The 26,953-nt window shown below is 64.6% G+C and carries 11 protein-coding genes and 1 pseudogene; 1 reads left to right on the plus strand and 11 read right to left on the minus strand.

Annotation, left to right across the window (positions count from 1 at the left end; all coding sequences use genetic code 11):
- Positions 1–42 precede the first annotated feature (42 nt).
- The 9 genes and pseudogenes from CC94_RS0118680 to CC94_RS0118710 all read right to left on the minus strand — a co-directional run bounded on the left by CC94_RS0118680 (position 43) and on the right by CC94_RS0118710 (position 25,135).
- Positions 43–7,932 carry a non-ribosomal peptide synthetase gene (locus tag CC94_RS0118680; RefSeq protein ID WP_157203475.1) on the minus strand — a complete coding sequence of 2,630 codons (7,890 nt, stop codon included), beginning with the start codon at positions 7,930–7,932 and terminating at the stop codon, positions 43–45.
- 90 nt (positions 7,933–8,022) lie between these two features.
- Positions 8,023–15,663 carry a non-ribosomal peptide synthetase gene (locus tag CC94_RS21815; RefSeq protein WP_245619813.1) on the minus strand — a complete coding sequence of 2,547 codons (7,641 nt, stop codon included), beginning with the start codon at positions 15,661–15,663 and terminating at the stop codon, positions 8,023–8,025.
- Positions 15,664–15,797: 134 nt separating this feature from the next.
- Positions 15,798–15,968 (minus strand): annotated as a pseudogene (locus CC94_RS24875) (phosphopantetheine-binding protein); the annotation flags it as partial.
- Between the two features lie 131 nt (positions 15,969–16,099).
- Positions 16,100–20,974, minus strand: a complete 4,875-nt coding sequence (locus CC94_RS22570) for a non-ribosomal peptide synthetase (RefSeq protein ID WP_051911544.1) — start codon at positions 20,972–20,974, stop codon at positions 16,100–16,102.
- A gap of 8 nt (positions 20,975–20,982) precedes the next feature.
- Positions 20,983–21,951, minus strand: coding sequence for a TauD/TfdA family dioxygenase (locus CC94_RS0118690; RefSeq protein WP_245549349.1), 969 nt, complete (start codon positions 21,949–21,951; stop codon positions 20,983–20,985).
- A gap of 175 nt (positions 21,952–22,126) precedes the next feature.
- Positions 22,127–22,816: a thioesterase II family protein gene (locus CC94_RS0118695; RefSeq protein WP_005372397.1), complete on the minus strand. Its 690-nt coding sequence runs from the start codon at positions 22,814–22,816 to the stop codon at positions 22,127–22,129.
- 9 nt (positions 22,817–22,825) lie between these two features.
- The gene (locus tag CC94_RS0118700) at positions 22,826–23,038 is read right to left on the minus strand and encodes an MbtH family protein (protein WP_005372399.1); all 213 of its coding nucleotides are present in this window, start codon (positions 23,036–23,038) and stop codon (positions 22,826–22,828) included.
- A 181-nt stretch (positions 23,039–23,219) separates the two neighbouring features.
- Positions 23,220–24,317, minus strand: a complete 1,098-nt coding sequence (locus tag CC94_RS0118705) for a histone deacetylase family protein (RefSeq protein WP_005372402.1) — start codon at positions 24,315–24,317, stop codon at positions 23,220–23,222.
- 8 nt (positions 24,318–24,325) lie between these two features.
- Positions 24,326–25,135, minus strand: a complete 810-nt coding sequence (locus CC94_RS0118710; RefSeq protein ID WP_005372404.1) for a formyltransferase family protein — start codon at positions 25,133–25,135, stop codon at positions 24,326–24,328.
- A 176-nt stretch (positions 25,136–25,311) separates the two neighbouring features.
- On the opposite strand from CC94_RS0118710, the gene CC94_RS24160 reads away from it, so the two are divergent.
- Positions 25,312–25,656 (plus strand): hypothetical protein, encoded by a 345-nt coding sequence (locus tag CC94_RS24160; RefSeq protein WP_169740976.1) that lies wholly within the window; start codon positions 25,312–25,314, stop codon positions 25,654–25,656.
- A gap of 153 nt (positions 25,657–25,809) precedes the next feature.
- On the opposite strand, the gene CC94_RS0118720 is transcribed toward CC94_RS24160, so the two are convergent.
- Together CC94_RS0118720 and CC94_RS0118725 are read right to left on the minus strand one after the other, a co-directional pair.
- A complete protein-coding gene (locus CC94_RS0118720) occupies positions 25,810–26,250 on the minus strand; it encodes a hypothetical protein (RefSeq protein WP_157203476.1) in 441 nt (146 codons plus the stop codon).
- A gap of 212 nt (positions 26,251–26,462) precedes the next feature.
- Entirely contained in the window at positions 26,463–26,906 is a 444-nt protein-coding gene (locus tag CC94_RS0118725; RefSeq protein ID WP_169740977.1) for a plastocyanin/azurin family copper-binding protein, read from the minus strand.
- Positions 26,907–26,953: the final 47 nt, after the last annotated feature.

Below are 26,953 nucleotides of genomic sequence, written 5' to 3' on the forward strand. Positions count from 1 at the left end.
CGCAGCGGCGGATCGTCAGGGTTACGGATAGGCGATGAGTTCCTATTTTTCCAATAACGCCTGCAGATCTTCCGCCGACATCCCCTGCAACTCCGCCAGCGCATCCGCCAGCTCGCTCTGCAAATCCAGGGCTGGCGAATCCGGCGACAAAACGTCGATTTCGGCCGCCAGGGCGGCCAATGTGGCAGCCTCGAACACGCGGCGTACGCCAAGCTCGACCTGGAAATGCCGCGCGATGCGGCCGGCCAGCTTCATTGCCAGCAGCGAATGGCCGCCGAGCTCGAAGAAATTATCGTCCAGCCCGACCGGCCCGACCCCGAGCAACTCCTGCCAGAGCGCAGCTAACGTTTGCTCCGTCGCGGTCTGCGGGGCGCGGAAGGCTCGGCCTTGCCAATACGGTTCCGGCAGGGCTTTACGGTCCAGTTTGCCGTTGGCGGTCTTCGGCAGGCCGTCCAGCCGGATCAACGCCGACGGCACCATGTAGTCGGGCAACTGGCGGTGCAGGGCCTGTTGCAAATCGGCGTCGTTTTCGGCGTGTTCGCTCGCGGCCAGGTAGGCGACCAAGCGCGGGCCGCCGGCGGCGTCTTTCAGCAGCACGGCGGCTTCCCGAATGCCGGGCTGGCTCAGCAGCGCGGTTTCGATTTCGCCCAGTTCGATGCGCAGGCCGCGCAGTTTGATCTGGTGGTCGATCCGGCCCAGGTAGTCGATGACGCCGTCGGCCCGGCGCCGGGCCAAGTCGCCAGTGCGGTACAGCCGGCCGCCCCGGCCGAACGGGTCGGGCAGGAAGCGCTCGGCGGTCAGGCCGGGCCGGCGGTGGTAGCCGCGCGCCAGGCCGATGCCGCCGAGGTACAGTTCGCCGGCCACACCTGCCGGTTGCGGGTTCAGGTCCTTATCCAGGATATGAATCTGGATGTTGGCGATCGGCTCGCCGATCGGCACGCTCGGGCTGTCGTCGGGCCGGCAGGTCCAGTGGGTCACGTCGATGGCTGCTTCGGTCGGGCCGTACAGGTTATCGAGCTCGACGCCGGGCAGGCGGTCGAACACGCGCTGTTGCAGGTCGGCCGGCAAGGCTTCGCCGCTGCAGACGATCCGCTGCAGGGCCGGGAAGGCCGGCAGCGCGGGCTGGTTGACGAATTCGGCCAGCATGGAGGGCACGAAGTGCACGGTGCTGACTTGCTGGCGCTGCAGCGTCTCGGCCAGGGCCACGGGGTCGCGGTGGGCACCCGGTGGGGCGATCGCCAGCCGGGCGCCGGTCATTAACGGCCAGAAGAATTCCCAGACCGACACGTCGAAGCTGAACGGGGTTTTCTGCAGCACGGTGTCGGCCGGGCCGATTGCGTAGGCCTGCTGCATCCAGTGCAGGCGGTTGGCCAAGGCTTCGTGGGTATTGCTGGCCCCTTTGGGGCGGCCGGTCGAGCCGGAGGTATAGATGAGGTAGGCCGGATGGGCCGGATGCAGGGCGACTTCGGGCGCGCGCGCCGGCAAGCCGGACAGGTCCAGCGTGTCCAGGTTGCAGACCGCGCAGGGCGCAAGGGCGGTGAACTTGTCGAGCACGGCGCCATGGCTCAACAGCAGGCCGATGCCGGAATCGTCGATCATGTAGGCCAACCGCTCGGCCGGATAGTCCGGGTCCAGCGGCACGTAGGCGCCGCCGGCCTTGACGATGGCCAACAGGCCCACTACCAGTTCGAACGAGCGTTCCATCGCGATGCCGACCGGCACGTCCGGGCCGACACCGGTCTCGATCAGATACCAGGCCAACCGGTTGGACCGATGTTCCAGTTCGGCATAGCTCAGCACCGCCTCGCCGCACAGCAGGGCCGGCGCCTCGGGCTGCGCCAAGGCCGTGCGGCCGATCAGCGTATGCACGAAACCGGGCGGATACACGGTCGCCGTCGCACTCCAGCACGACTGATGAGTCAGTTCTTGCGCCGTCGGCAACAGCAATTCGCCCAAACGGCGCCCGGCGTCATCGGCCAGCGCGAACAGCAACCGCTGAAAATGCCGGGCGATGCCGGCCACGGCCTCGCCGTCGAAACGGTCCAGCCAATAACCGTAGGCAAGCCCCAACGACTCGCCGATGCTGATATTCAAGGTCAACGGATAATGCGTGGTATCGACATGGCGCGGCAGGCCGAAGCGCAAACCGCTATCGCTGTTTTTCAACGCCGCGTCGACCGGAAAATTTTCGAACACCAGCAAGCTGTCGAACAGCGCCGCACCGGCCTGCCCGGCCCAGCGCTGCACGTCGTAGAGCGGTGTATGCTCGTAGTCGCGCAACGCCAGGTTTTCCTGCTGCAAATCGCGCAGCCAGTCGCCGACGGCTTGCTCGGGTTTGATAGGCGCGATCAACGGCAAGGTGTTGATGAACAAACCGACGATGTTTTCCACGCCGTGCAAATCGGCCGGTCGGCCGGAGACCGTCGCGCCCATCGCCACCGTATCGCGCCCGCAATAACGGCCGAGCAACATGGCCCAGGCTGCTTGCAGCACCGTATTCAGCGTGACGCGCTGTTGCTGGGCAAACGCCTGCAAGCGCGCCGTCGCCGCCGCATCCAGCCGGTCGACGCGGCTGCCGTGGCCTTGGCCGGCCGTTGGCCTGGCCAACGCATTGGCCAGCAAGGTCGGTTCGTCCAGCCTGGACAAGCGCCCGCGCCAGAAGGTCTCGCCAGCGACGGGATCGCGGCGGCTCAGCCAGGCGATGTAATCGCGGTACGAGGCCGCACCCGCTGTGCGCGCATTGCCGACATAATCGTCCAGCACCTCGCCCAAGAGCTGCGAAGTGCTCCAGCCGTCGAGCAGCATGTGGTGACTGGTCCAAATCCAATGCCAACGCCGTTCCGACAGCCTGACCAGTATCATCCGCATCAACGGTGCCCGGGCGTGCTCGAAGCCGCGCGCCCGGTCCTGATCGCGCAAGCTGCGCAAATCCGCCTCGTCGATCTCCCGGCCGCGCCAATCGATCATCTCCAGCCGCAACGGCGCCTGTTTGTAAACCGCTTGCAGCGGCTGTTCGGATTCGCCGCGCCACAAAAACGCACTGCGCAACAGCGAATGCCGATCGATGGCCCGGCGCCAGGCGGCGGCGAAACGCTCGCTGTCCAGACCGTCGATGTCCAGGCTCATCTGGTTGACGTAAACCCCGGTTTCCGGCGCCAGCAGATCGTGAAACAGCATGCCCTGCTGCATCGGCGACAGCGGATAGATATCTTCGACCTCGGCGATGGGGAGCGGCAAGGCGTCGAGTTGCGCTTGGGTCAAGCCGGCCAGCGGGAAATCCGACGGCGTGGCGCCAGCGGCTCCGCTCAGGCAATGCGCGACGATGTTCAGCAGTTCATCGCGGTAACGGTCCAGCAGCGCCCGCACGGTTTCGTCGCGGTATTGACTTGCACTGTAACGCCAGCGCAATTGCAGCACGCCGCCCGCCACCTGGGCGTTGATTTCCAGCCAGTACGGCAGCGGCGCGTCGGGATCGTGATCGTCGCCGGCCGTTTCCGGAGCCAGCGCAAAATTGCCGGCCTCGGCGTCGAGCCGGCCGAAATAGTTGAAGCCTATCCGCGCCTGCGGCAAGGCATTCAGCGCCGCGCGCTTGCCGTCGCCGGCCAGATACTGCAACACGCCGAAACCCAAGCCGGCGTCCGGCACTTCGCGCAGGCTTTGCTTGACGACCTTGATCGTCGCGCCGATGTCCGCGGCGGCGGCCAGCCTGACCGGGTAGACGCTGGTAAACCAGCCGACGCTGCGGCTCAGATCGATGCCGTCGAAGCCGTGCTCGCGGCCGTGGCTTTCCAGGTCCACGGCCACGTCGTCGCCGCTCCAAACGGTCAGCGCCCGCGCCAGCGCGGCCAGCAATAAATCGTTGATTTGGGTGCGGTAGGCGGAAGGCGCTTGCGTCAACAGGCGATGCGTCCGTTCGGCGTCGATTTCCAGCGTCAAGGTGCGGGCGTCGCCGAACCGGCCGCTGGATTGCGCGAAGTCGCGCGGCGGTTCGGCGGCGTCTTGCAATACGCCTTGCCAATACGGCAGTTGCCGTTTCAAACCCTCGCTGGCGGCGTAATCGCGTAAACATTGGCCCCACTGTTGCAGCGATGCGGTTTTGCCCGGCAACGCTTCGGCACCGTCGTACAACGCTTGCAGGTCTTCCAGCAAAATGCGCCAGGACACGCCGTCGACCAGCAAATGGTGCGCGGCCAGCAACAGGCGCTGGCTACCGTCGGCGACATTTATCAGCACGGCCTTGAACAACGGGCCGTGCTGCAAATCCAGGCTGCGTTGAATCCGATTCGCCAGCGCCGTTACGGCGGCGCTGTTATCGGCGTTCAGTTGTTCGAACGCCGGCGCCGCGCCGGCATCGGCGTAAAACTGGCGCCAGGCGCCCTGCTCCGGACGGTAACGCAGGCGCAAGCCGTCGTGGTGCTCGATCAAACGGCCAGCCGCGCCCGCCAACCGGGCGGCGTCGAGTGCGAAATTCGGATGCAGCAGCAGCGACAGGTTCCAATGGCTGCGATTGCGCATGGCCTGCGCGAAAAACTGTGCCTGGATCGCCGTCAACGGCGCATCGCCGGCGACTTCGATCGGCCGATCAATCATTGCTTGCGCCGGCATCGCTTGCACATTGGCCGCCAGTTTGGCCACGGTCTGGTGCAGGAACAAATCCTTGGGGGTAAGCGACCAGCCGGCCTGGCGGGCGCGGCTGACCAGGCGGATCGCCATGATCGAGTCGCCGCCCAATTCGAAAAAGTTGTCGTCGGCGCCGACCCGCTCGACGCCGAGCACCGCTTGCCAGATCGCCGCCAAATCGCGTTCGGCCCGGGTTTGCGGCGCACGGTAGGCGCTGCCGGCCAGGCAATCCGGCTTGGGCAAGGCATGGCGGTTCAGCTTGCCGCTGGTCAGGCGCGGCAGTTGCTCCAATATTTGCACGTGCGCCGGCACCATATAGTCCGGCAGGCACTGCCGCAGGTGGTTTTTCAGGCTTTCCGCATCGGTTGCGCCTACCGCGTACAGCAATAACCGCTTGGCGCTGCCTTCGCCGTCCGCGACGGCGACTGCTTCCGCGGCGCCCGGATGCGCCAGGGCCCGGGCTTCGATTTCGCCCAATTCGATTCTGAAACCGCGCAATTTGATTTGATGGTCGTTACGGCCGAAATAATCCACGTTGCCGTCGGCCCGGAGGCGCACCCGGTCGCCGGTGCGGTACAGGCGGCCGCCGTCAGCTGAGAACGGGTCGGGCAGGAAACGTTCGGCAGTCAGGTCCGGACGGCCGAGATAGCCGCGCGCCAGGCACGGGCCGCCGATGTACAGTTCGCCGACCACGCCCGGCGGCAGCGGATTCAGGTCTTTGTCCAATATATAAAGCGCGCGCTCGCCGACGCCGGTGCCGATCGGTGCGTAGGCGGTGTCGCAGACGCTGTCCGGCAAGGCGGTCCATACCAGCGGCGTGATCAAGGTTTCGGTGGGGCCGTAGCCGTTCAGGATCGGCGCGTCGCCGACCAGGCCGCGGATCTGCGCCAGGCCTTCCTTGGGCACGGCTTCGCCGCCCACCGAACAGGCGCGCAACGGCAGGCGCAAACCGCGCGGCTCGGCCCAGCGGGCGATTTCGATCAGATAGGCGGGCGGCATCTCGAACCAGGTCACGCCGTGGCGAACCAAGGCATCGTAGGCCTGGTCGGCGCTCCACATCTCCTCGCGCACCAGCAAGCGGCAGCCGTTGATCAACGGCACCAGCCATTGTTCCATCGCCGCATCGAAGGTAAACGCGGCGAAATGCAGTGCCATGTCGTCGGGCTGCATCGCATAACGCTCGCCGATCGCCAGGCAATGCCGGGCCAGGGCTCCGTGCGGCACGGCCACGCCTTTGGGCTGGCCGGTGGAGCCGGAGGTCAGGATCAGGTAGGCCAGTTGCTCGGGGTGGATGGCCACCGCGGGCGGCGTGGCCGGTTCGGCGCTCAAGTCCAGACTGGCGAGGTGAAGCCAGGTAGGATGGGCTGAACGGTAGTGAAGTCCCTCGTTGGACGCGTCGGAAAGCGCATCGCAACGCTCGGCGAGGATGACGCTCACGCCGGCCTCGGCGATCAGTTCGGCCAGCCGTTGTTCGGGTTGCTCGGGGTCGAGCGGCAGGTAGGCGCCGCCGGCTTTCAGCACCGCCAGCATCGCCACGATCGTCTCCACGCCGCGCGGCAGCAGCAAGGCCACCCGGCTTTCCCGCTCCACGCCCAGGCCGATCAGCCGGTGCGCCAGCCGGTTGGCTTGCATCTCCAGTTCGGCATACGTCAAACGGGTTTCGCCGCCGATCAGCGCGACCGCTTCCGGTTGCGCTGCGGCTCTGTGCCGGATCAGTTCCTGTACCGGCATTCCGGCATCGTAGCTCTTTTCCCAGGTGTTCCAGGCGGCGAATCGTTCGGTTTCGGCTTGGCTGAGCAAGCGGTGGCTGGCAATTGGCGCCTGCGGCCGTTCGAGCAGTTGCGCCAGCAGGCTTTGGAAATGGCCGGCCAGCCGTTCGATGGTGCCGGCGTCGAATAAATCGGCGGCGTAGGTGAAAAAACCGCCGATGCGGCCCTGGCGGTCTTGCCAGGTATCCAGGCTCAAGTCGAATTGGGCGGCGCCGTGGTCGCGGTCCAGGGCTTCGATCTGCCAGGTTCCCTGGGCCTGCAGCAGGCCGACGTCGGTGGGCTGGTGGTTGATCAGGATCTGGAACAGGGGGTTTTGTCCCAGCCGCCGCTCGGGCTGCAGGGCGTCGACCAGGTGTTCGAACGGCAGGTCGGGATGGGCCTGGGCTTGCAGCAGGGTCTGTTGGGTCTGCTGCAGCAGGCGGTCGAAGCGCGTGGGCGCGCTGATTTCGGTCCGCAGCACCACGGTGTTGACGAAGTAGCCGATCAGGGCTTGCGTTTCCGGGCGCTGGCGGTTGGCCAGCGGCAGGCCGATGCGGAGGTCGGTCTGGCCGCTGTAGCGGTAGAGCAGGACGTTGAAGGCGGCCAGCAGCACCTGGAACGGGGTGACGCCGTGCCGGTGCGCCCCGGTTAAGACGGCTTGACTGACCGCCTCCGGCAGCACGAAGGGAACGCGGCCGCCGCGCTGGCTGGGTTCGGCCGGGCGCGGCCGGTCGTACGGCAGTTCGATGACGGGGGGCTCGCCGCCCAGCCAGTCGGTCCAGTAGGCGAGTTGCCGCTCGGCTTCGCCGGCCGCCAGCCAGTGGCGCTGCCAGGCGGCGAAGTCGGCGTGGCGGATCGGCAGGGCTGGCAGTTGCGGTTCGCGGCCGGCCTGGAGGGCGCCGTAGAGTTCGCCGAATTCGGCCAACAGCCGGTTCAGCGACCAGCCGTCGGCGATCAGGTGGTGCAGGGTCAGGTTCAGTTCGTGGCACGATTGGCCGTCCCGGTCCGGCAAGCGCACCAGCAGTACCCGCCACAAGGGGCCGCGTTCCAGATCGAACGGTACGCGGGCCTCGGCCTCGGCCAGTTGCCCGGCCTGCGCCGGCGCGGCCTGCGCCGCCAACTCACTCAAGTCATGGAAGGCCAAGGCCACTTCGCACGACGACGGAATCCATTGCCGCGGCTGGCCGTCGACCGCGTAAAACAGCGTGCGCAGCGCGTCGTGGCGCAGCGCCAGCGCATGAAAGGCCTGCGTCAGCGCCTCGCGGTCCAGGTCGCCGACCAGCCGCACGCCGCCGGCGATGTGGTAGGCCGTGCTCGCCGGGTCCAATTGGGCCAGAATCCATAAGCCTTGCTGCGCCACCGATAGCGGGATATCGCTGTCGCCGCACAGGCGCTCGGGAATCGGCAACTTGGCGAAATCCCTGCCCTGCTCGGCCAGCTTCTGCAGAAACAGTTTTTGCTTTGCCAACGGCAAGCCGACAAAACGGCGCACCAATTCCTCTCCGGTCGCGGCCGGTTTGGATTGCGCTTGATGTTCGGTGACGTTGTCGATGCTTAACTTCATAATCTTGTATTTTTTGATTTCGCAGTGGTGCCGCGACGGGTTGTTCAAAAGCCGGCGAGTCGGGTTACGCTTCGCTAACCCGACCTACCTTCACAACATCTCCAATTCATCCAGCCAGTCTCCCATTTCCGCCAGCACGGCGTCGTCGATTTCGGCGCCGCCGGCTTGGCTTGCCAATGCCGCCAATTCGGCAAGGCTCTTGGTTTCGAACACGCAGGCCAGGCTTAGGTCGACTTTCATTGACTCCCTGATGCGCGCCACCATGCGGGTCGCCAGCAACGAATGCCCGCCGAGTTCGAAGAAATTGTCGTCCAGCCCGACCGGCCCGACCCCGAGCAACTCCTGCCAAAGGGCGGCCAGTCCGATTTCGATGACGCTTTGCGGCGCGCGGAAGGCCCGGCCCTGCCAGCTCGGTTCCGGCAGGGCTTTACGGTCCAGTTTGCCGTTGGCGGTCTTCGGCAGGCCGTCCAGCCGGATCAACGCCGACGGCACCATGTAGTCGGGCAACTGCCGGCGCAGCGCCTGCTGCAGGTCGGCGTCGCCGGCGGCGGCTTCGCTCGCGGCCAGGTAGGCGACCAGGCGCGGGCCGCCGGCGGCGTCTTTCAGCAGCACGGCGGCTTCCCGAATGCCGGGCTGGCTCAGCAGCGCGGTTTCGATTTCGCCCAGTTCGATGCGCAGGCCGCGCAGTTTGATCTGGTGGTCGATCCGGCCCAGGTAGTCGATGACGCCGTCGGCCCGGCGCCGGGCCAAGTCGCCAGTGCGGTACAGCCGGCCGCCCCGGCCGAACGGGTCGGGCAGGAAGCGCTCGGCGGTCAGGCCGGGCCGGCGGTGGTAGCCGCGCGCCAGGCCGATGCCGCCAATGTACAGTTCACCGGCCACACCTGCCGGTTGCGGGTTCAGGTCCTTATCCAGGATATGAATCTGGATGTTGGCGATCGGCTCGCCGATCGGCACGCTCGGGCTGTCGTCGGGCCGGCAGGTCCAGTGGGTCACGTCGATGGCTGCTTCGGTCGGGCCGTACAGGTTATCGAGCTCGACGCCGGGCAGGCGGTCGAACACGCGCTGTTGCAGGTCGGCCGGCAAGGCTTCGCCGCTGCAGACGATCCGCTGCAGGGCCGGGAAGGCCGGCAGCGCGGGCTGGTTGACGAATTCGGCCAGCATGGAGGGCACGAAGTGCACGGTGCTGACTTGCTGGCGCTGCAGCGTCTCGGCCAGGGCCACGGGGTCGCGGTGGGCACCCGGTGGGGCGATCGCCAGCCGGGCGCCGGTCATTAACGGCCAGAAGAATTCCCAGACCGACACGTCGAAGCTGAACGGGGTTTTCTGCAGCACGGTGTCGGCCGGGCCGATTGCGTAGGCCTGCTGCATCCAGTGCAGGCGGTTGGCCAAGGCTTCGTGGGTATTGCTGGCCCCTTTGGGGCGGCCGGTCGAGCCGGAGGTATAGATGAGGTAGGCCGGATGGGCCGGATGCAGGGCGACTTCGGGCGCGCGCGCCGGCAAGCCGGACAGGTCCAGCGTGTCCAGGTTGCAGACCGCGCAGGGCGCAAGGGCGGTGAACTTGTCGAGCACGGCGCCATGGCTCAACAGCAGGCCGATGCCGGAGTCTTCAATCATGTAGGCCAGCCGGCCGGCCGGATAGTCCGGGTCCAGCGGCACATAGGCGCCGCCGGCCTTGATGATGGCCAACAGGCCCACCACCAGTTCGCACGAGCGTTCCATCGCGATCCCGACCGGCACGTCCGGGCCGACACCGGTCTCGATCAGATACCAGGCCAGCCGGTTGGACCGATGTTCCAGTTCGGCATAGCTCAGCACCGCCTCGCCGCACAGCAAGGCTGGTGCCTCGGGCTGCGCTGCAGCCGTGTGGCTGATCAGCGTATGTACGAAACCGGCCGGATACACGGTCGAAGTCGCGTTCCAGGCAACTTGGCGCGCGTGTTCCGCTTCGCTCAGTAAGTCCACCGCGGCCAGCGGCAGTCCGGGATCGGCCAGACAGCCGGCCAGCAGGCGTTGGAAATGTTCGCTCAGGCGGGCAATCGTCTCGAACCGGAACAGCTCGGCGGCATAGACGAAAGTGCCGCTGAACACACCGTCGGCGCCTTCCTCGGTCGCCAGGCTCAAATCGAATTGCGCGGCGGCCGGCTCGGTGTCGATGCGTTCGATGCTGAGACCCGGCAAGGTTTTCAATGCACTGAAGTCGCGTTTTTGGTGGTTGAACAATACTTGGAACAACGGATTACGGTTCAACGCCCGCTCCGGCTGCAGCAACTCGACCAGATGTTCGAACGGCAGATCCGGATGCTCCTGCGCCACCAGCACGGTTTGCCTGGCCTGCGCCATCCACTGCTTGAAGCTCAGGTCGCCGCGGCACTCGGCCTTGACCACCAGCGTATTGACGAAAAAGCCGACCAGCGGCTCGGTTTCCAGGCGCTGGCGGTTGGCGACCGGCACGCCGATACGAATGTCCGGCTGACCGCTGTAGCGGTAGAGCAAGGCCGCGAACGCCGCGAACAACACGGTGAACGGCGTGGTTTCGCTGGCCGCGGCCAACTGCTTCAGGCGCTGGCCAATTGCGGCCGGCAACACGAACGCATGCGAGGCGCCGGCTCCCGACATGCGTTCCGGCCGGGCGCGGTCGAACGGTAATTCCAGCACCGGCTGCTCGCCGCCGAGCCGGTTTTGCCAGTAGCGCGCCTGCCGTTCGCCCTCACCGGCCGCCAGCCATTGCCGCTGCCAGACGGCATAATCGGCGTATTCGATCGCCAGCGCCGGCAAACGCGCCTCACGGCCGTCGACCGCGGCGGCGTACAGTTCGGCGAATTCCTCCAGCAAACGGCCGACCGACCAGCCGTCGGCCAGGATATGGTGCATGGTCAGCCATAATTCGTGGCGGTCTTCGCCTTGCCTGATCAGTGCCGCCCGCCATAACGGCCCGGCGGCGAAATCGAACGGCGTATGGTTCTCGAACGCACTGTCGATGATCGCGTCGGCGTCCGCCGAAACCCGTAACGGTAGCGGGACATTCGCTTCGGCCACTTGCATCGGCTTGCCGTCCACAACGACGAACCGTGTTCGCAACATCGCATGGCGCTCAGTCAGACGTTCAAAGGCCTGCCGTACCGCGTTCTCGTCGAGCCGGCCTCGGATGCGCAGGCCGCCGCTGATGTGGTAAGCGGTGCTCTCCGGCTGCAACTGCGCCAGGAACCACAGCCGTTCCTGGCCGTAGGACAAGGGACGCGGGCCGTCAAGCGCGAGACGCGGAATCGCGGCCGGCTTGATTTCGCCTGCCGGCACGGCCGTAGCCGCTGCCAGTTCGGCGATGGTCGGCTTTTCGAACAACAGTTTCGGCGTCAGCTTGATGCCCTGTTTGCGGGCGCGGGCAATGATTTGCAGGCTCAGAATCGAATCGCCGCCCAGCTCGAAGAAATTGTCGGTAACGCCGATCGGCTCCCGTTTCAACACGGTTTGCCAGATCGCCGCCAGCTTGGCTTCGCTGTCGTTGCGCGGCGCCACGCTGGCACGGGCCTTGGCTTGCGGCCTGGGCAGTGCTTTGCGGTCCGCTTTGCCGTTGGCGGTCAGCGGAATCGCCTCCAGCAGCATCAGATGCGCGGGCAGCATGTAATCGGGCAACAAGCCGGCCAATTGTTCGCCGAGCGTCGCGGCATCCAAAGCCGCTGTGCGCTCGGCGACCGCATAGGCCAACAGTTGCAGGCGGCCGTCCTGTTCGTTGGGTTCGCAAATGACCGCCGCGTCGGCGACGCCCGGCAAGCCGCGCAACACCTTAGCGACTTCGCCGGGTTCGACCCGGTAGCCGCGTATCTTGACCTGGTCGTCCGCGCGGCCCAGCCAGACCAGACGGCCGCCGCGCAACACGGCGCGGTCGCCGGTACGGTACATGCGGGCGCCGGAACGGAACGGATCGGGCAGAAACTGTTCGGCCGTGGCGCCAGCCTTGCCGTGATAAGCGCGCGCCAGGCTGCCGCCGCCGATATACAATTCGCCGGGCACGTCGCCGGGCACCGGATTCAGGTCGGCGTCGAGCAGATAGGCGTAAACGCCCGCCAACGGCATACCGACCGGCACTGTCGGACTGGCATCGGCCGTGGCTTCGTGGGTCAGCACGCCGACCGTGGTTTCGGTCGGGCCGTAATGGTTGACGATGCGGCAACCCGGCTTCAAGCGCCGCACGCTGGCCAGCAATTCGGCGTCGCAGGCCTCGCCCCCCAGAATCAGCACTCGGTTCGGCAATACAGCCGCCGGCTCGGCCGCTTGCAGCAAGCCGCGCAAATGGCTGGGCACGATTTTCAGTACGTCGACCTGGTGTTCGCGCATCGCCGCGGCGAAACGGTCGGGATCGGCCGCGCTTTCGCCATCGATCAACACCAGGGTCCGGCCGCTGTAGAGCGCTCCGAACAACACGGTATGACCGAGGTCGGCGGCCGGGGTCGAAACCATCGCCAGGGTGGCAGTCCGCGTCAAGGCCAGACGCGGCAGCACGCCTTGTAAATATTGGTTCAATGCGGCGTGGCTGACCGTCACGCCTTTGGGCCGGCCGGTGGAACCGGAGGTATAAATGCGGTAGGCGGCTTGCTCGGGATGAATCGGCACCGCAACGAATTCGGCCGCCTCGTAGCCTTGGCGGACGGCATCCGGATTCAACACGGTCACGCCGCAATCGGCGAAACGCGCGGCATCGGCTTCGCCGGCCAACAGCACCGCCGCTCCGCTGTCGCGCAGCAACTCGCGCAAGCGGCTGTCCGGCAGGGCCGGATCGAGCGGCAAATACACGCCCCCGGCCTTTAACGCCGCCAGCAGGCCGAGCGGTAACTGAATCGATCGTTCGAACAGCACGCCGACCGCCGTTTCCGCCTTGACGCCCATGCCTTGCAGCACCGCGGCCAGACGTTCGGCGGCGCGGTCCAATTCGGCGTAACTCAGGCTGGCGCGGTTGTCGCGCACCGCAATCGCGTCAGGCTGCGCGGCGACTTGGCTTTGCCAGGCCGCAAGAACATCCGAATAGCTGAATTCGCCGCACGAAGCTTCCCCGCCAGACAACAAAGCGGTTTCGGCATCGGCCAGGGCCGGTAAGGGCTGCAATTGCAGATCGGCGACTTTGACTGCCTCCGCCGTGGCCAATTGCCGCAACAGATAACGGTAACGCTTCGCCAGCAACTCTAACGCACCCGGCAGAAAGCGCCGGCGTTCGCCGGACAAGGTCAAGTGCAGTCGGCTATCGAGTCCGGCAATCAGGCTCAACGGATAATTGTTGCGGCCGCGCTCATGCCGCAGCACGCCGCCGGGCGATTCGTCGTTCAGCAAGCCGACTTGCAGGCCGTCGCGCCGGTCTTTCAACACCTCGTCCAACGGATAGTTCTCGAACACCAAAATCGCGTCGAACAGATTTTGCCCTTCGCAACCGGCCGCGTGTTGAATCTCCGCCAGCGAGGTGAATTCGTAATCGTGCATCGCCGCGGCCTGGCGTTGAATCGCTTGCAGCCAACTGCCCACATCCCGGGCGCCGGGCAATCCAACCCGCAACGGCAAGGTATTGATGAACAGGCCGGCCATTTCGTCGATGCCGTCGACGTTGGCTGAACGCCCGGACACGGTGACTCCGAACAATGCCTCGCCGCCGCCATGCCGGCCCAGCAACAGCGCAAATGCAGCTTGCAGCAAGGTGCTGACCGTCACGCCGTGGCGGCGCGCGGCGGCTTGCAATTGCCCGCTTTCTTCCGGCGACAGGCTGGTTTCGATTTCCTGGTAACTGCCGCGTTCGCCGGCCGGCGCTTGACCAGCTGCCAACGGCAACGGCGCGTTGCCGTTGAGGCCTTGCAACACTTCCCGCCAGAATGCCAGCGCGGCGTCGCGATCGCGAGACGCCAGCCAGCGCAGGTAATCGGCATAGTTCGGCTGGCGAATCGGCGCTTCGCCGTGGTAAGCGCGCATCACGTCGCGCAGCACCAGCCCCATGCTCCAGCCGTCCAAGGCGATGTGGTGGTGGCTCCAAACCAACCACCAGGCCGCATCGGCAACACGCAGTAACGACAAATCGAAGCCGCGCCGGCCGGCGAAATCGAAGCCGCGCCGACGTTCGTCGGCCAGCCATGCATCCAACTGCCGCCAATGCTGCTGGGAATCGAGCGCGCGCCAATCGGCCTGGCGCAGATCGGCGCTTCGGGTTTTGCACACGACTTGCAGCGCCGGCTGGACGTCTTCGAACAAATACAGCGAGCGCAAGGCCGGATGGCGATCGACCGCCGTTTGCCAGGCCGCATGAAAACGCACCACATCCAACTTACCGTTCAGTGCAAACACGCGTTGGTAAAAATAAGGGTCCTGCGCGCCGTGCTGCAGCGCATGAAACAAAATCCCCTGCTGCATGGGCGAGAGCGGATAAAGGTCATCGATGCGGCGGTGTTCGACCGGCAAGGCATCGAGCTGGGCCTGGCTTAGGCCGGCCAGCGGCACGTCGCTCGGGGTCAGGCCGGGTTCGGCGGTGAGGCAGTGGTCGAGCAGCTGCTCCAGATGCTGCCGGTAGCGGTCGAGCAGGGTGTCGATCGTCCGCGCCCGGTAGCGTTCGCGGCTGTAGCTCCAGTCGAGGCGCAGCCGGCCCCGGTAGATTTCGCCGTTGATTTCCAGTTCATAGGCCAAGGGGGAGCGCGGGTCGCGCTCGTCGCCGCCGGCTTCCTCGGCCGGTTGCAACAGGGCATCGTCGTGGAAGCTGCTGTCGAGTTGGCCGAGGTAGTTGAACAAGACCTGGGGGGTGCCGTCCTCAAGCGGCGGGTGCGGCGTCAGGTAGCGTAATACGCCGTAGCCCAGGCCCTGGTCGGGCACCTGCCGCAGTTGTTCCTTGATGGTTTTGAGGGTGGCGGCCGGCTGGGCTTGCGGGCTGAGCAGAACCGGGTACAGGCTGGTAAACCAGCCGACCGTGCGGCTCAGGTCGAGCGGGGCCTGGGTTTGGCCGGATGCGAGGGCGTCGGCTTCGCGGCCGTGGCCTTCCAGAGCAATGGCGAGGTCGGTTTGCCGGGTCCACTCGCCCAGGGTCTGCGCCAGCGCCGCCAGCAGCAGGTCCGGCAGGCGGGTGCGGTAGGCCCGGTGGGCCTCGTGCAGGAGCTGACGGGTGCGCTCGGCGCTCAGGGTCAGCGTCCGGCTGGCGCGGTCGCGGCTTTCGGCGCGGCCGTGCGGCTCATCGCAGGGCCAGGGGGCGCGGGCCGCCGAGACTTGCGCCTGCCAGTAGGCCTGCTGGCTGTGCAGCCGTTGGCTGTGCGCATAGGTTTGCAGGGCCTGGCCCCAGGCTTGGTAGCTGGCGGTTCGGGCGGGCAGTTGCGGGGCTTGGCCGTGGCGGATTTGCGTGTACAGGCGGTGCAGGTCTTCCAGCAGAATACGCCAGGACACCGCGTCGACGATCAGGTGGTGGGCGACCAGCAGCAGGCGCTGGCTGCCGTCGGCGACGTCGATCAATACGGCCTGGAACAGCGGGCCGTGTTCGAGGTTCAGGCCGCGCTGCGCCTGTTGGGCGATGGCGGTGACGGCGGCGGCGTCTTGAGCGCTGTGTTGTTCCAATAGGGGTTCCGTCTGTTGAATCTCGGCATAGCGTTGGCGCCAGGCACCTTGGTTTTGAATGTAACGCAGGCGCAGGCTGTCGTGGTGTTCGACCAGGTTCTGCAGCGCTTGGGCGAGCGCGGCGCGGTCGAGCGGCAGGCGGCTTTGAGCAAGAGCGACTGGTTCCAGTGCGCGGGCGGGACCGGTGTTTGTTCGAAGAAGGCGTGTTGGATCGGCAGCAGCGGCGCGCGGCCGAGCGCCGGCGCTTGAGCGGCCGGGGCTTGAGCGTCTTCTTCCAAGCTCTGTGCGACTTGGGCCAGGCCGGCGATGGTTTGCTGCTGGAACAGGTCTTTGGGGGTGAAGCGCAGGCCTTGGGCGCGGGCGCGGCTGACCAGTTGGATGGAGAGGATGGAGTCGCCGCCCAGTTCGAAGAAGTTGTCGTGGATGCCGATCGGCGCCCGGCCGAGCAGGTCTTGCCAGAGGGACGCCAACACCGCTTCGGCCGGGGTGGTGGGGGTTTGCGGCGCGGTGCTGGGCGGGCCTGCGGGCGCCGGCAGGGCGCGGCGGTCGATTTTGCCGTGCGCGGTGCGCGGCAGTTGCGTCAGCCAAACGTAGTGGGCCGGGATCAGGTAGTCGGGCAGGCGCGCGGCCAGGGCGGTTTTGAGTTGGGCGTCGGTGGGGGCCGGGGCGGCGGCGCGTGGCGGGGCGCGTCATCCGGAGCGGCCGTGCCGCCGGCCAGATAAGCCGCCAGGTAGCGGCGTCCCTGTTCCTCGCGCAGCAGCACGTGGGCGTCCTCGACGCCGGGCAAGTCGCGCAGGGCGGCTTCGATTTCACCGGGTTCGATCCGGTAGCCGCGCAGTTTGATCTGCTGGTCGGTGCGGCCGAGGTAGGCGACGATGCCGTCCCGGCCGCGCCGGACCCGGTCGCCGGTGCGGTACAGGCGGCCGCCATCCCCCGCGAACGGGTCGGGCAGGAAGCGTTCCGCGCTGAGATCGGGCCGGCCGAAGTAGCCGCGCGCCAGGCACGGGCCGCCGATGTAGAGTTCGCCGGCCGCGCCCCAGGGTACCGGGTTGAGGTCGGCGTCGAGGATATGCAGGGTGCGCTCGCCCACCGCGGCGCCAATCGGGGCGTAGCCGGTCAGGGCGCGGTCATCGGCCAGCCAGGCTAAAGGGGTAATCACCGTTTCGGTCGGGCCGTAGCCGTTGACGATCTGTTCCGGCTGCAACGCGGCGCGGAGGGTGGCCAGCGCCGCGGCGGAGACGGCTTCGCCGCCGACGCAGACGATGCGCAGCGCCAAAGGCCGGCCACGCGCCTGGACGGCCTCGGCCAGATGCAGCAAGGCGCTGGTCGGCGGATACACGACGGTCACCCGGTGCGCGCGCACCGTCGCCAGGGTGTCGTCGCCGGTCCAGCGGCTGTCGCCCAGCACCACGCCGGCGCCGTGGCACAGCGGCGCCAGCCATTGTTCCATGGCCGCGTCGAAGGTGAAGGCGGCCATAGGCAGGGCGCGGTCGGCCGGGGTGTAGCGGTAGAGGTCGCCGATGGCCTGGATGTGGCGGCTCAACGCGCCGTGCGGCACGGCCACGCCTTTGGGCTGGCCGGTGGAGCCGGAGGTCAGGATCAGGTAGGCCAGTTGCTCGGGGTGGATGGCCACCGCGGGCGGCGTGGCCGGTTCGGCGCTCAAGTCCAGACTGGCGAGGTGAAGCCAGGTAGGATGGGCTGAACGGTAGTGAAGTCCCTCGTTGGACGCGTCGGAAAGCGCATCGCAACGCTCGGCGAGGATGACGCTCACGCCGGCCTCGGCGATCAGTTCGGCCAGCCGTTGTTCGGGTTGCTCGGGGTCGAGCGGCAGGTAGGCGCCGCCGGCTTTCAGCACCGCCAGCATCGCCACGATCGTCTCCACGCCGCGCGGCAGCAGCAAGGCCACCCGGCTTTCCCGCTCCACGCCCAGGCCGATCAGCCGGTGCGCCAGCCGGTTGGCTTGCATCTCCAGTTCGGCATACGTCAAACGGGTTTCGCCGCCGATCAGCGCGACCGCTTCCGGTTGCGCTGCGGCTCTGTGCCGGATCAGTTCCTGTACCGGCATTCCGGCATCGTAGCTCTTTTCCCAGGTGTTCCAGACGGCGAATCGTTCGGTTTCGGCTTGGCTGAGCAAGCGGTGGCTGGCAATTGGCGCCTGCGGCCGTTCGAGCAGTTGCGCCAGCAGGCTTTGGAAATGGCCGGCCAGCCGTTCGATGGTGCCGGCGTCGAATAAATCGGCGGCGTAGGTGAAAAAACCGCCGATGCGGCCCTGGCGGTCTTGCCAGGTATCCAGGCTCAAGTCGAATTGGGCGGCGCCGTGGTCGCGGTCCAGGGCTTCGATCTGCCAGGTTCCCTGGGCCTGCAGCAGGCCGACGTCGGTGGGCTGGTGGTTGATCAGGATCTGGAACAGGGGGTTTTGTCCCAGCCGCCGCTCGGGCTGCAGGGCGTCGACCAGGTGTTCGAACGGCAGGTCGGGATGGGCCTGGGCTTGCAGCAGGGTCTGTTGGGTCTGCTGCAGCAGGCGGTCGAAGCGCGTGGGCGCGCTGATTTCGGTCCGCAGCACCACGGTGTTGACGAAGTAGCCGATCAGGGCTTGCGTTTCCGGGCGCTGGCGGTTGGCCAGCGGCAGGCCGATGCGGAGGTCGGTCTGGCCGCTGTAGCGGTAGAGCAGGACGTTGAAGGCGGCCAGCAGCACCTGGAACGGGGTGACGCCGTGCCGGTGCGCCCCGGTTAAGACGGCTTGACTGACCGCCTCCGGCAGCACGAAGGGAACGCGGCCGCCGCGCTGGCTGGGTTCGGCCGGGCGCGGCCGGTCGTACGGCAGTTCGATGACGGGGGGCTCGCCGCCCAGCCAGTCGGTCCAGTAGGCGAGTTGCCGCTCGGCTTCGCCGGCCGCCAGCCAGTGGCGCTGCCAGGCGGCGAAGTCGGCGTGGCGGATCGGCAGGGCTGGCAGTTGCGGTTCGCGGCCGGCCTGGAGGGCGCCGTAGAGTTCGCCGAATTCGGCCAACAGCCGGTTCAGCGACCAGCCGTCGGCGATCAGGTGGTGCAGGGTCAGGTTCAGTTCGTGGCACGATTGGCCGTCCCGGTCCGGCAAGCGCGCCAGCAGTACCCGCCACAAGGGGCCGCGTTCCAGATCGAACGGTACGCGGGCCTCGGCCTCGGCCAGTTGCCCGGCCTGCGCCGGCGCGGCCTGCGCCGCCAACTCACTCAAGTCATGGAAGGCCAAGGCCACTTCGCACGACGACGGAATCCATTGCCGCGGCTGGCCGTCGACCGCGTAAAACAGCGTGCGCAGCGCGTCGTGGCGCAGCGCCAGCGCATGAAAGGCCTGCGTCAGCGCCTCGCGGTCCAGGTCGCCGACCAGCCGCACGCCGCCGGCGATGTGGTAGGCCGTGCTCGCCGGGTTTAGTTGCGATAGAAACCACAGGCTTTCCTGGCCGTAGGATAACAATAGATCGTCGCTTTGATCGATCCGGGCAATCGGCGTCTCAGTATGTTCTTGATTGGAAAGTAATGCCTGAACAGCAGCGGCAAATTCGCGTAAGCCCGGTTTTTCGAAAAACAAGCGCGGTTCGATTATTACACCCAACCGTTCGCGCAGGCGGGCGATGACTTGCATCACGGTAATCGATTGGCCGCCCAACGCAAAAAAGCTTTTCTGCGGCGCCACGGCGTCAATGTTCAACGCTTCGCCCCAGATCGCGGCGATTTGCCGTTCGAATTCACCGAGGTCGCCCACGGCAACGGCCGCCGATGCGCTACGACCGGCCTGCTGTATCGCATAGGCATCCAAGGTGCCGTCCAGCCAACCCTGGCGGCAGGCGCTACGCTGCAGTTTACCGCTGCTGGTTTTGGGCAATGCCCCCGGATTCAGCAGCAGAATCAGCGCTGCCGGTTCCTGGCAGCTCAGCGCCACGGTTTCGTTGATCGCTTCGAACAGATTTTCCGCCGGCACCAGTTTTTGTGTGCCGCGGCCGATCTCGGCGGCAATGCCGATGCCTTCGCGACCGTCGACGTTGACCGCGAACGCCGCAACTCTGCCCTTGCGCAACAGTTCGATCTGTTCTTCCAACGACTGTTCGATGTCTTGCGGATACAGATTTTGGCCGCGAATCAGAATCATGTCCTTGCAGCGACCGGTCACGAACAAGCGGCCGCGGTCGAGAAAACCCAAATCGCCGGTGCGCAGCCAGGTTTTGCCGTCTTCGACGACGAAGGTTTCCGAAGTGGCCTCGGGATTTTGCCAATAGCCGTGAGTAACGCTGGGGCCGCTGAAACGGATCTCGCCGATTTGACCATCGGCGCAAGGTTTACCGCTGAGCGGATCGACAATGACCAGCCGATGTTCTTCCTGCACCAGCCCGCAATCGACCAGCACGCTGCCGCTGTCGGCCAGTTGCATGCGATGTGCTGCCAACGCATCGGCGGCGCAGGTCACGGCTTTCGCACCTTCGCCGGGCAAGCCGCCGCTGACCAGCAGCGATGCTTCGGCCAGGCCGTAACAAGGATAGACAGCGCCGGCCGGCAAACCGGCAACGGCGAATTTTTCGGCAAAGGTGGTCAGGGTATCGAAGCGAATCGGCTCGGCACCGCAGAATGCCAGGCGCCAGCTAGCCAGGTTGAGGCCGGCTAATTGTGCCTCGCTGATGCGTTCGTTGCACAGGCGGAATGCAAAATCCGGCCCGCCGCTGATGGTGCCGCCGAAACGCGACACTGCTTCCAGCCAGCGCACCGGCCGTTCCAGAAAATGGCGCGGCGACATCAACGCCAACGGAATGCCGCTGTATAAAGGCTGCATCAGGCTGCCGACCAGGCCCATGTCGTGGAACAGCGGCAGCCAGCTCACGAATACATCGCTGTCACCGATCGCAAAGGCGCGTTTGATCGCGCGCTGGTTGGCCAGCAGATTGTCGTGGCCGACCATCACGCCTTTGGGATGGGCGGTGGACCCGGAAGTGTATTGCAGAAAGGCGATCGCATCTTTGGCGATGTTCGGCATGCGCCAGGCGGCCGCCAATCCGGCATCTACCGTATCGACAGTGATCACCAATTGCCGTTCGGCGCTGGCTATCGACTCCAGCGATTGATTCAGCGCGGCCAGCAACGGGCTGGCCGTCAATATAGCCGCGGGTTTCGCATCGGCGAGTATCGACGCCACGCGTTTGAGATGGTGCGGCGCTTGCGATTCCGGCGGATAAGCCGGCACCGCGATGACTCCGGCATACAGGCAGCCGAAAAAAGCGCTGACATAGTCGATGCCGGTATGCAGCACGATCAAGGCCCGCTCGCCGGGGGCAACGGTTTGCTGCAAAAGCGCCGCTATCGCGCGGGCCCGGCCGTCCAGATCGGCAAAACTGTAACTGCCGGCGCCGTCCACGGCATCGGCGATGCAGTGCAGGGCCGTCCGCTCCGGATGCCGTTCGGCCCGTTGCAGCAGCAAGTCGACAAAATGGTTGGCATGAGCGGGATTGAAAGCCATCGGAATATTTATGCGGAAAGAGTTTGCGAATAGGGTTCGGCCATCGCCACAACAACCTTGCGCGGACCGCTGAACGGCGAACGGGCGTGGGCGGCCAACATGTTGTCCAACATCATGATGTCGCCGGTTTGCCACGGAAAACTAATAGTCAATTCGTCGAGCACGCCGCGAATTTCATTCAGAATGCCGTCCTCGATCGGGCTGCCGTCGCCGTAGTAGACGTTGCGCGGCAAATCCTCCGGCTCGACCACGTCCAGCAAGGCTTCGCGCACGTCCGGCTCCAGATTGGAAACGTGAAACAGATGCGCCTGATTGAACCAGACCCAGTCGCCGGTCACCGGATGCCGCGCGGTCGCCTGGCAGATTTGCCGAGTACGCAGTTCGCCGTCTTCCTTCCATTCGCAGTCAATATCGTGGGCGCGGCAATAGCGTTCGACGACGGACGGATCTTCCGTGTTGAATACTTGCGCCCACGGCACGTCCAGGCCGTTGCCGAAGTTGCGCACGTACATCAGGCCCTGCGCTTCGAAGCGGCGGCGGATCGCCGGATCGATGCGGCGGTAGATTTCCCGGCTGCCGGCGATCGGCGTTTCGCCGCCGCGCTCGGCCACCAAGGCGCTATAAAACCAGATTTTCATCGGCCATTCGCGGGTATAAGCCTGTTCGTTATGCAACGGAATGGACTGGTGCGGCGGGTATTCGGTCGAGGTGTAAACGCCCTCTTCCACCCGGGTGCGCGGCGTCGAGCCGAACTCGTAACTCAGCAGCGGATGGCCGAAACCCGCGGCGAAGGTTTTGAATTCGGCAGGACCGGCCACCGCAAAACCGCGAAACAACAGGCCGCCGCAGCGCAACAAATGACGTTCGGTCAATGCGCGTAATTCGGCGGCTACTTCCGACAGGGCGACACCGGGCGCGGCCGGCTTGACCAACAGCGGCAAAGCGCCGCCGGCGGTCAGGTTTTCAGTCATCAACATTCGGCTATCGGCATTCATGGGCTGAGGTTCGTTGTCTGTTTAAAAACCGAAATTTCTGGGGTTTGCCCTGAAGAAAAACCTTGATCCACGAAGAGACGTTGAGAGACGAGTATCAAGGTTTCCCCAGGGCAAACTCCGGAAAATCCGCTGGGATGGTCTTGTTTGGATCGGCGGCCTACGCACGTGCCAGGTAGCGGCATAGGGTTGCCAATACCGGTTCCTCGACGCTTTGGATGAAAAAGTGGTCGCCGTCGAAATAATCCAGCGTGAAGTCGCCCGTCGTTTCAAGCCGCCATGCTTCCAGCGTGGCCGGCGTGGTTTCGTCGGCGACTCCGGCCAGCACATGCACCGGCAGTGCCAGCGGCGGACGCTCGTTGCGCCGATAGCGGCCGCACAGGCGAAAATCGGCGCGCAACACCGGCAGCGTCAACGCCATCAATTCATCGCTGCCGAATACCGCGGCGTCGGTACCGTTCAAACGCCGCATTTCCGATTTCAACTCGTCGTCGCTTTCAAGCCGTTCGAAACGCCGGTTGTCGCGCCGGCTCGGCGCGTGGGTGCCGGAAACGATCAACGCGCCGGGCATCGCCAAACCGCGCTCGCGCACGGCGTGGGCGATTTCGAAAGCGACCAGCGCGCCGAAACTATGACCGAACAAGGCATAAGGCCGGCAGATATCGCCGGCGATCTCACCGACCAGGGTTCCGATCAGAGCATCCCAATCCTCGGCCAACGGTTCAAGCAAACGCGCGCCGCGCCCCGGCAATTCGACCGGCTTGATGTCCAGCCAGTACGGGGCCTGGCGCCGCCAGCGCTGGTAAACCATCGCACTGGCCCCGGCATAGGGAAAACAGAGCAAGCGCACGCCTTTCCTCTACTGGGCCTGATCTTCCATGAATTTGCGCAGGCTGAGCGGTCGCATGTCGGTCCACACCTCTTCGATGTAGGCCAAACAGTCCTTCTTCACACCCGACTTGCCGACCGTGCGCCAGCCGCCCGGCACGGCTTTGTAATCCGGCCAGATCGAATATTGCTCTTCGTCGTTGACGACTACTTGAAAAATCGCATCTTCGCTATCGATACTCATCAGTTTTCCTAAATACAAAATTGATCGAAAAAGGCTTTCCGCGATAGCATCATCATCGCGGCCCGCTTGTGCGGAAAATCGAATTCCTTGCCAAACTTTCCCCCACCAAAAGTACGTGACGGCAGGGTAACCCTGATTCGGCATCCATACATACTCCGAATTCTGGATACCTCGCCTGCCGTTACCCAATCCGCCAGTAGCGGGACTGTGCTTCGACCGCCGCATCCAATTCGAAGGCGTGGCGAGGGCTAAGCATGGATTTCGCTCCTCCTGGTCCGCTATGGCCGCTTGGCGCGGACCCAATGGCTTCAGGTATTTCTCTTTCCGTGGCCCCGCCGAGGAGCGCATCGGCTGTGCTGCAGACCGATTCGGTGATTCCTTGACGGTTGTAGCCTCCCTCCAAGAAGAACCCGATACGCGCCGCATGCGGTCCTCCGAGCGCACCGATCAGAAGTCTCGTCAACTCCCCGTAGTCCTCCGATCGCAGACACATCCCCCCAAGTGGATCGCGCTCGTGCGCGTCGTAGCCAGCGCTCACGAAGGTGATGGTCGGCGCGTACTGATCGGCAATGGGGAGCACGAGACGTTGAAACGCCTCGCGGTATGCCGATCTTCCGGCGCCAACCGAGAGAGGGATATTGACGGTGAAACCGCGACCCTCGCCGGCACCCGTTTCATTGGGGAGGCCTGTCTCCGGATACTGCGGGCGCCCTTGATGGATCGATATGAAGAGCACACGTGGGTCGCTCTCGAAGATCTGCTGCGTGCCGTTGCCGTGGTGAACGTCCCAATCGACCACCAGTACCCGGCTGGCTCCCCGTGCGAGGGCGTGATGCGCGGCGATGGCAACGTTATTCAGGATGCAAAAGCCCATCGCCTGATCAGTGCAGGCGTGGTGCCCCGGAGGGCGCCAGAGTCCCACGGCCTGATCGCAGGCGTCGTCCAGCAAGGCGTCCGTGATCGCGAGCCCAGCCCCGCTCGCCGCGAGCGCTACGTCGAGCGAGCCCGGCGTGTAGTACGTATCCGGGTCGAGCCAACCGCTCGACGTACGCGTCGCGAGCAGCATTTCGATGTACGCGGGGGAATGTGCCCGCGCGATTTCCTCAAGCGTCGCGCGCCGCGCGGGAAGCTGCCTAGCGACGGCTGCGGCCCTGGAACGCTGAAAACCCTCCACCGCGGCCGCGAGCCGGTACGGAATCTCATCGTGCTCGCGAGGGGGATGATGAACCCCGGCGTCGCCCCCCGTCGCGAACGCGATGCGCGGCTCTGTCGTCGTCATGCTCACCCTCAGTCCCGTTTACCGGGCGGAGAGGGGACGAAACCGCACGGGACAGGCTTCAGCTGCAACTCCACCTGAAAGCTTTCGCCATCGATGTCGACGATGCACCCGGACCTCCCGGGCACGGTGCAGACGCGCAAGCGATCGATCAGATCGCGGGTGCGCAGGCGCTCGTCCGGATCGAGACGGAGAAGTTCCGACATCTCGTTGAGCTTGTGCCGCGTGCCGGGGTGACGTTGGGGGTGGCTGCGATAGGTACCGTCGACAATGCTCGGCCAAGTGGCTCGAAAGAGCTGAATCGCCGCGTCCTCGTGCTTGCGGTAGAGGGTATCGCCCGTGTCCTCGGGCGTCACTTCGACGAGGGCCTGAGCATACAGATCGCCCGCGTCGGCGGCCGAGTTCATGCGATGCACGCTGACTCCGGCCGGCGTTCCGTCGAGCACCGACCAGACGTAGTAAAAGAAGCCCTTGTTGTACGGCAGGTAACCGGGATGAACGTTGATCGTGTCGATCTTAGGGAGGCTCAAGAAGCGCTCGTCGAGCACGTAGTCGAAGTAAAAACACGAGACGTAGTCGGGCTCGAGCGGCCGAATGATCTCGTCGAAGTGCTCGCGGGCGCGTTGGAATTCGAAGGCCGGTACGCCCGCGGCTTCGCACGCCGCAAGAATCTCGTCACCAAAGAGCGCGGTCGCTCGCGGGTGCACCACGGCACCGCACACTTTGGTTTCCGGATCATTCAACAGGAACTTCAGACACTCGTAGCCGACACGGTTGTCCAGACACATCAATATGCTGCGGGACGGATTCAATTGTTTCATCGTTGGGTATCCCGGGTAGATACATAGCCCTCGAGCGCGACGCGGGTGATGTGGCTTCCGTTCGGAAGCGTCTGATTTAATACAATTAGGTTCATGCTACGGCAAACTCCAAAACAATCTAAAAATATTATAAATAGTAATAAGAATCATTCTTATTTTATATTTTATAGAAAACGATGCTCTTTGGCAAAAAATATTATCGGCCCGCTTTGGTTAAGCTCAAGGGCCCGGTTTCAAGCGAGCCGGTAAAAATCCTTAATGCGCAAATCCCAAGCTCACCGTTGCACCGTCGGCTTCAGATATTTACCGATTATCCTGGCTATTTCCGCGCACGTCCCGTCGCTATCGCCATGATGCGCCATGTAAATTTCGGCGCCGTCAAACAAGGACATGAACAGCGGCGTGTCGTCGACTTCCTGCACCAGAACCAGCGGCTGGCTATCGGCTATGATCCGTTTCCATTCCTTGCGAACCATTTCCCAATAGGCGCCGGTCTTAGAGCATTTTCATGCCGCGTGTAGGAAGGCCCTCACCTTCTGAAGGGTACCCTGCCGTTAAGTCCAGCCAGTCCCGTAGGGTACGCGCTCGACTGCAGGGATGCAGGAGTTAGGGCAACGCATGGAGCAGTTGCCGAGTGCGTACCTTTCGACATTAGATGGTACGCACAGCGTACCCTACGGGTGCAGTCGTCTGGTAGTCCCCGATCGGGACAGGCTCTGCCGGAATGACGTGTTTTCCTTACGAAGGCCATATACCCCAAGTGAAAATGCTCTAGTCCAGTAATCATCACCGGCGCTAAAATCAAAACGCTTGATGCGTTCATAGCGGTTCAGCCCCTGTTCTTTTGCCAGATAACGGCGGGAGAAATTCTCCTGCCCGTCCCGGACAAGATGGACTTTGCGATTTTCTTCCTCTTGCACCCAGCCCGTCGGCAAGACGGTGTGGCTGTTATAGCCTTCCATTTGATATTGCCAATCCTGGCGCCAGTGTTTCAGCGCCATCGGTTGTGCCGGTTTGCCGTCGTCTTCCTTAAACATCATGACCATGATGTGCTGCAAGCTGATGAAATCGCCCCGGTCTTCCACCATGCGCTTACGGTTGGCAAGCGTCGGCAAGCCAAGATGGGGAGTCTGTTGGAGATCATAATGATCTGTTCCTCCCTCATCACGGAAGCGCCGGTCAAGTTGCGCCAGAATCCCGAGGAATGTAAGGCAGGGCGCCGGATCGTGCCATCGGCGACCCCTGCCTGCTTGACCTAATCTCTTTCTCCGAAGCTAATGCCGGTCTTTCGCGCGTGCTCCGACATTATCCCGGTCCCAATCCCGGATTATTTCGCTAAAGTTTCCTTGAATTTTTTCAACAATCCCTTGGCAGGCTTAGCGTCGGCCTCGGTCTCGGCAATGCTGAAATATTTGTCAAGCGTCGACGACAAATCGGCGGGATTGCCTACCAGCATGACGGCGCCCATCCGCGCACCCCAGTGAGGCGGGCATTTGAAAACATACAAGCCTTCTTTCTTGACTTCATAGTTATAGTCCGCGCCCATTTGGGAATGCATCGGTTCCGCGCCTTCCGGCCACAGGTTGGCCACCGGATCGACAAAATGCCCGGTCATTTCCTTAAAAGCGATGATGTCGCCCACCTGCGCTTTAATCACGCTGGGCGCAAAGCTGATCCCCTGCCCTTTGACCACGATCGTTTCGGCCCGGCAGGCAAACGCCGCCATCATCAATACGTTGGCGGCCAAGAATAATATTTTATTTTTCGACATCATTTTTCCTCTTCCTCAATATTTAAAATTACAGCATCCCTGAAATT

The sequence above is a fragment of the Methylomicrobium agile genome, assembly GCF_000733855.1.
In the GTDB taxonomy this organism is placed as follows: Bacteria; Pseudomonadota; Gammaproteobacteria; order Methylococcales; family Methylomonadaceae; genus Methylomicrobium; species Methylomicrobium agile.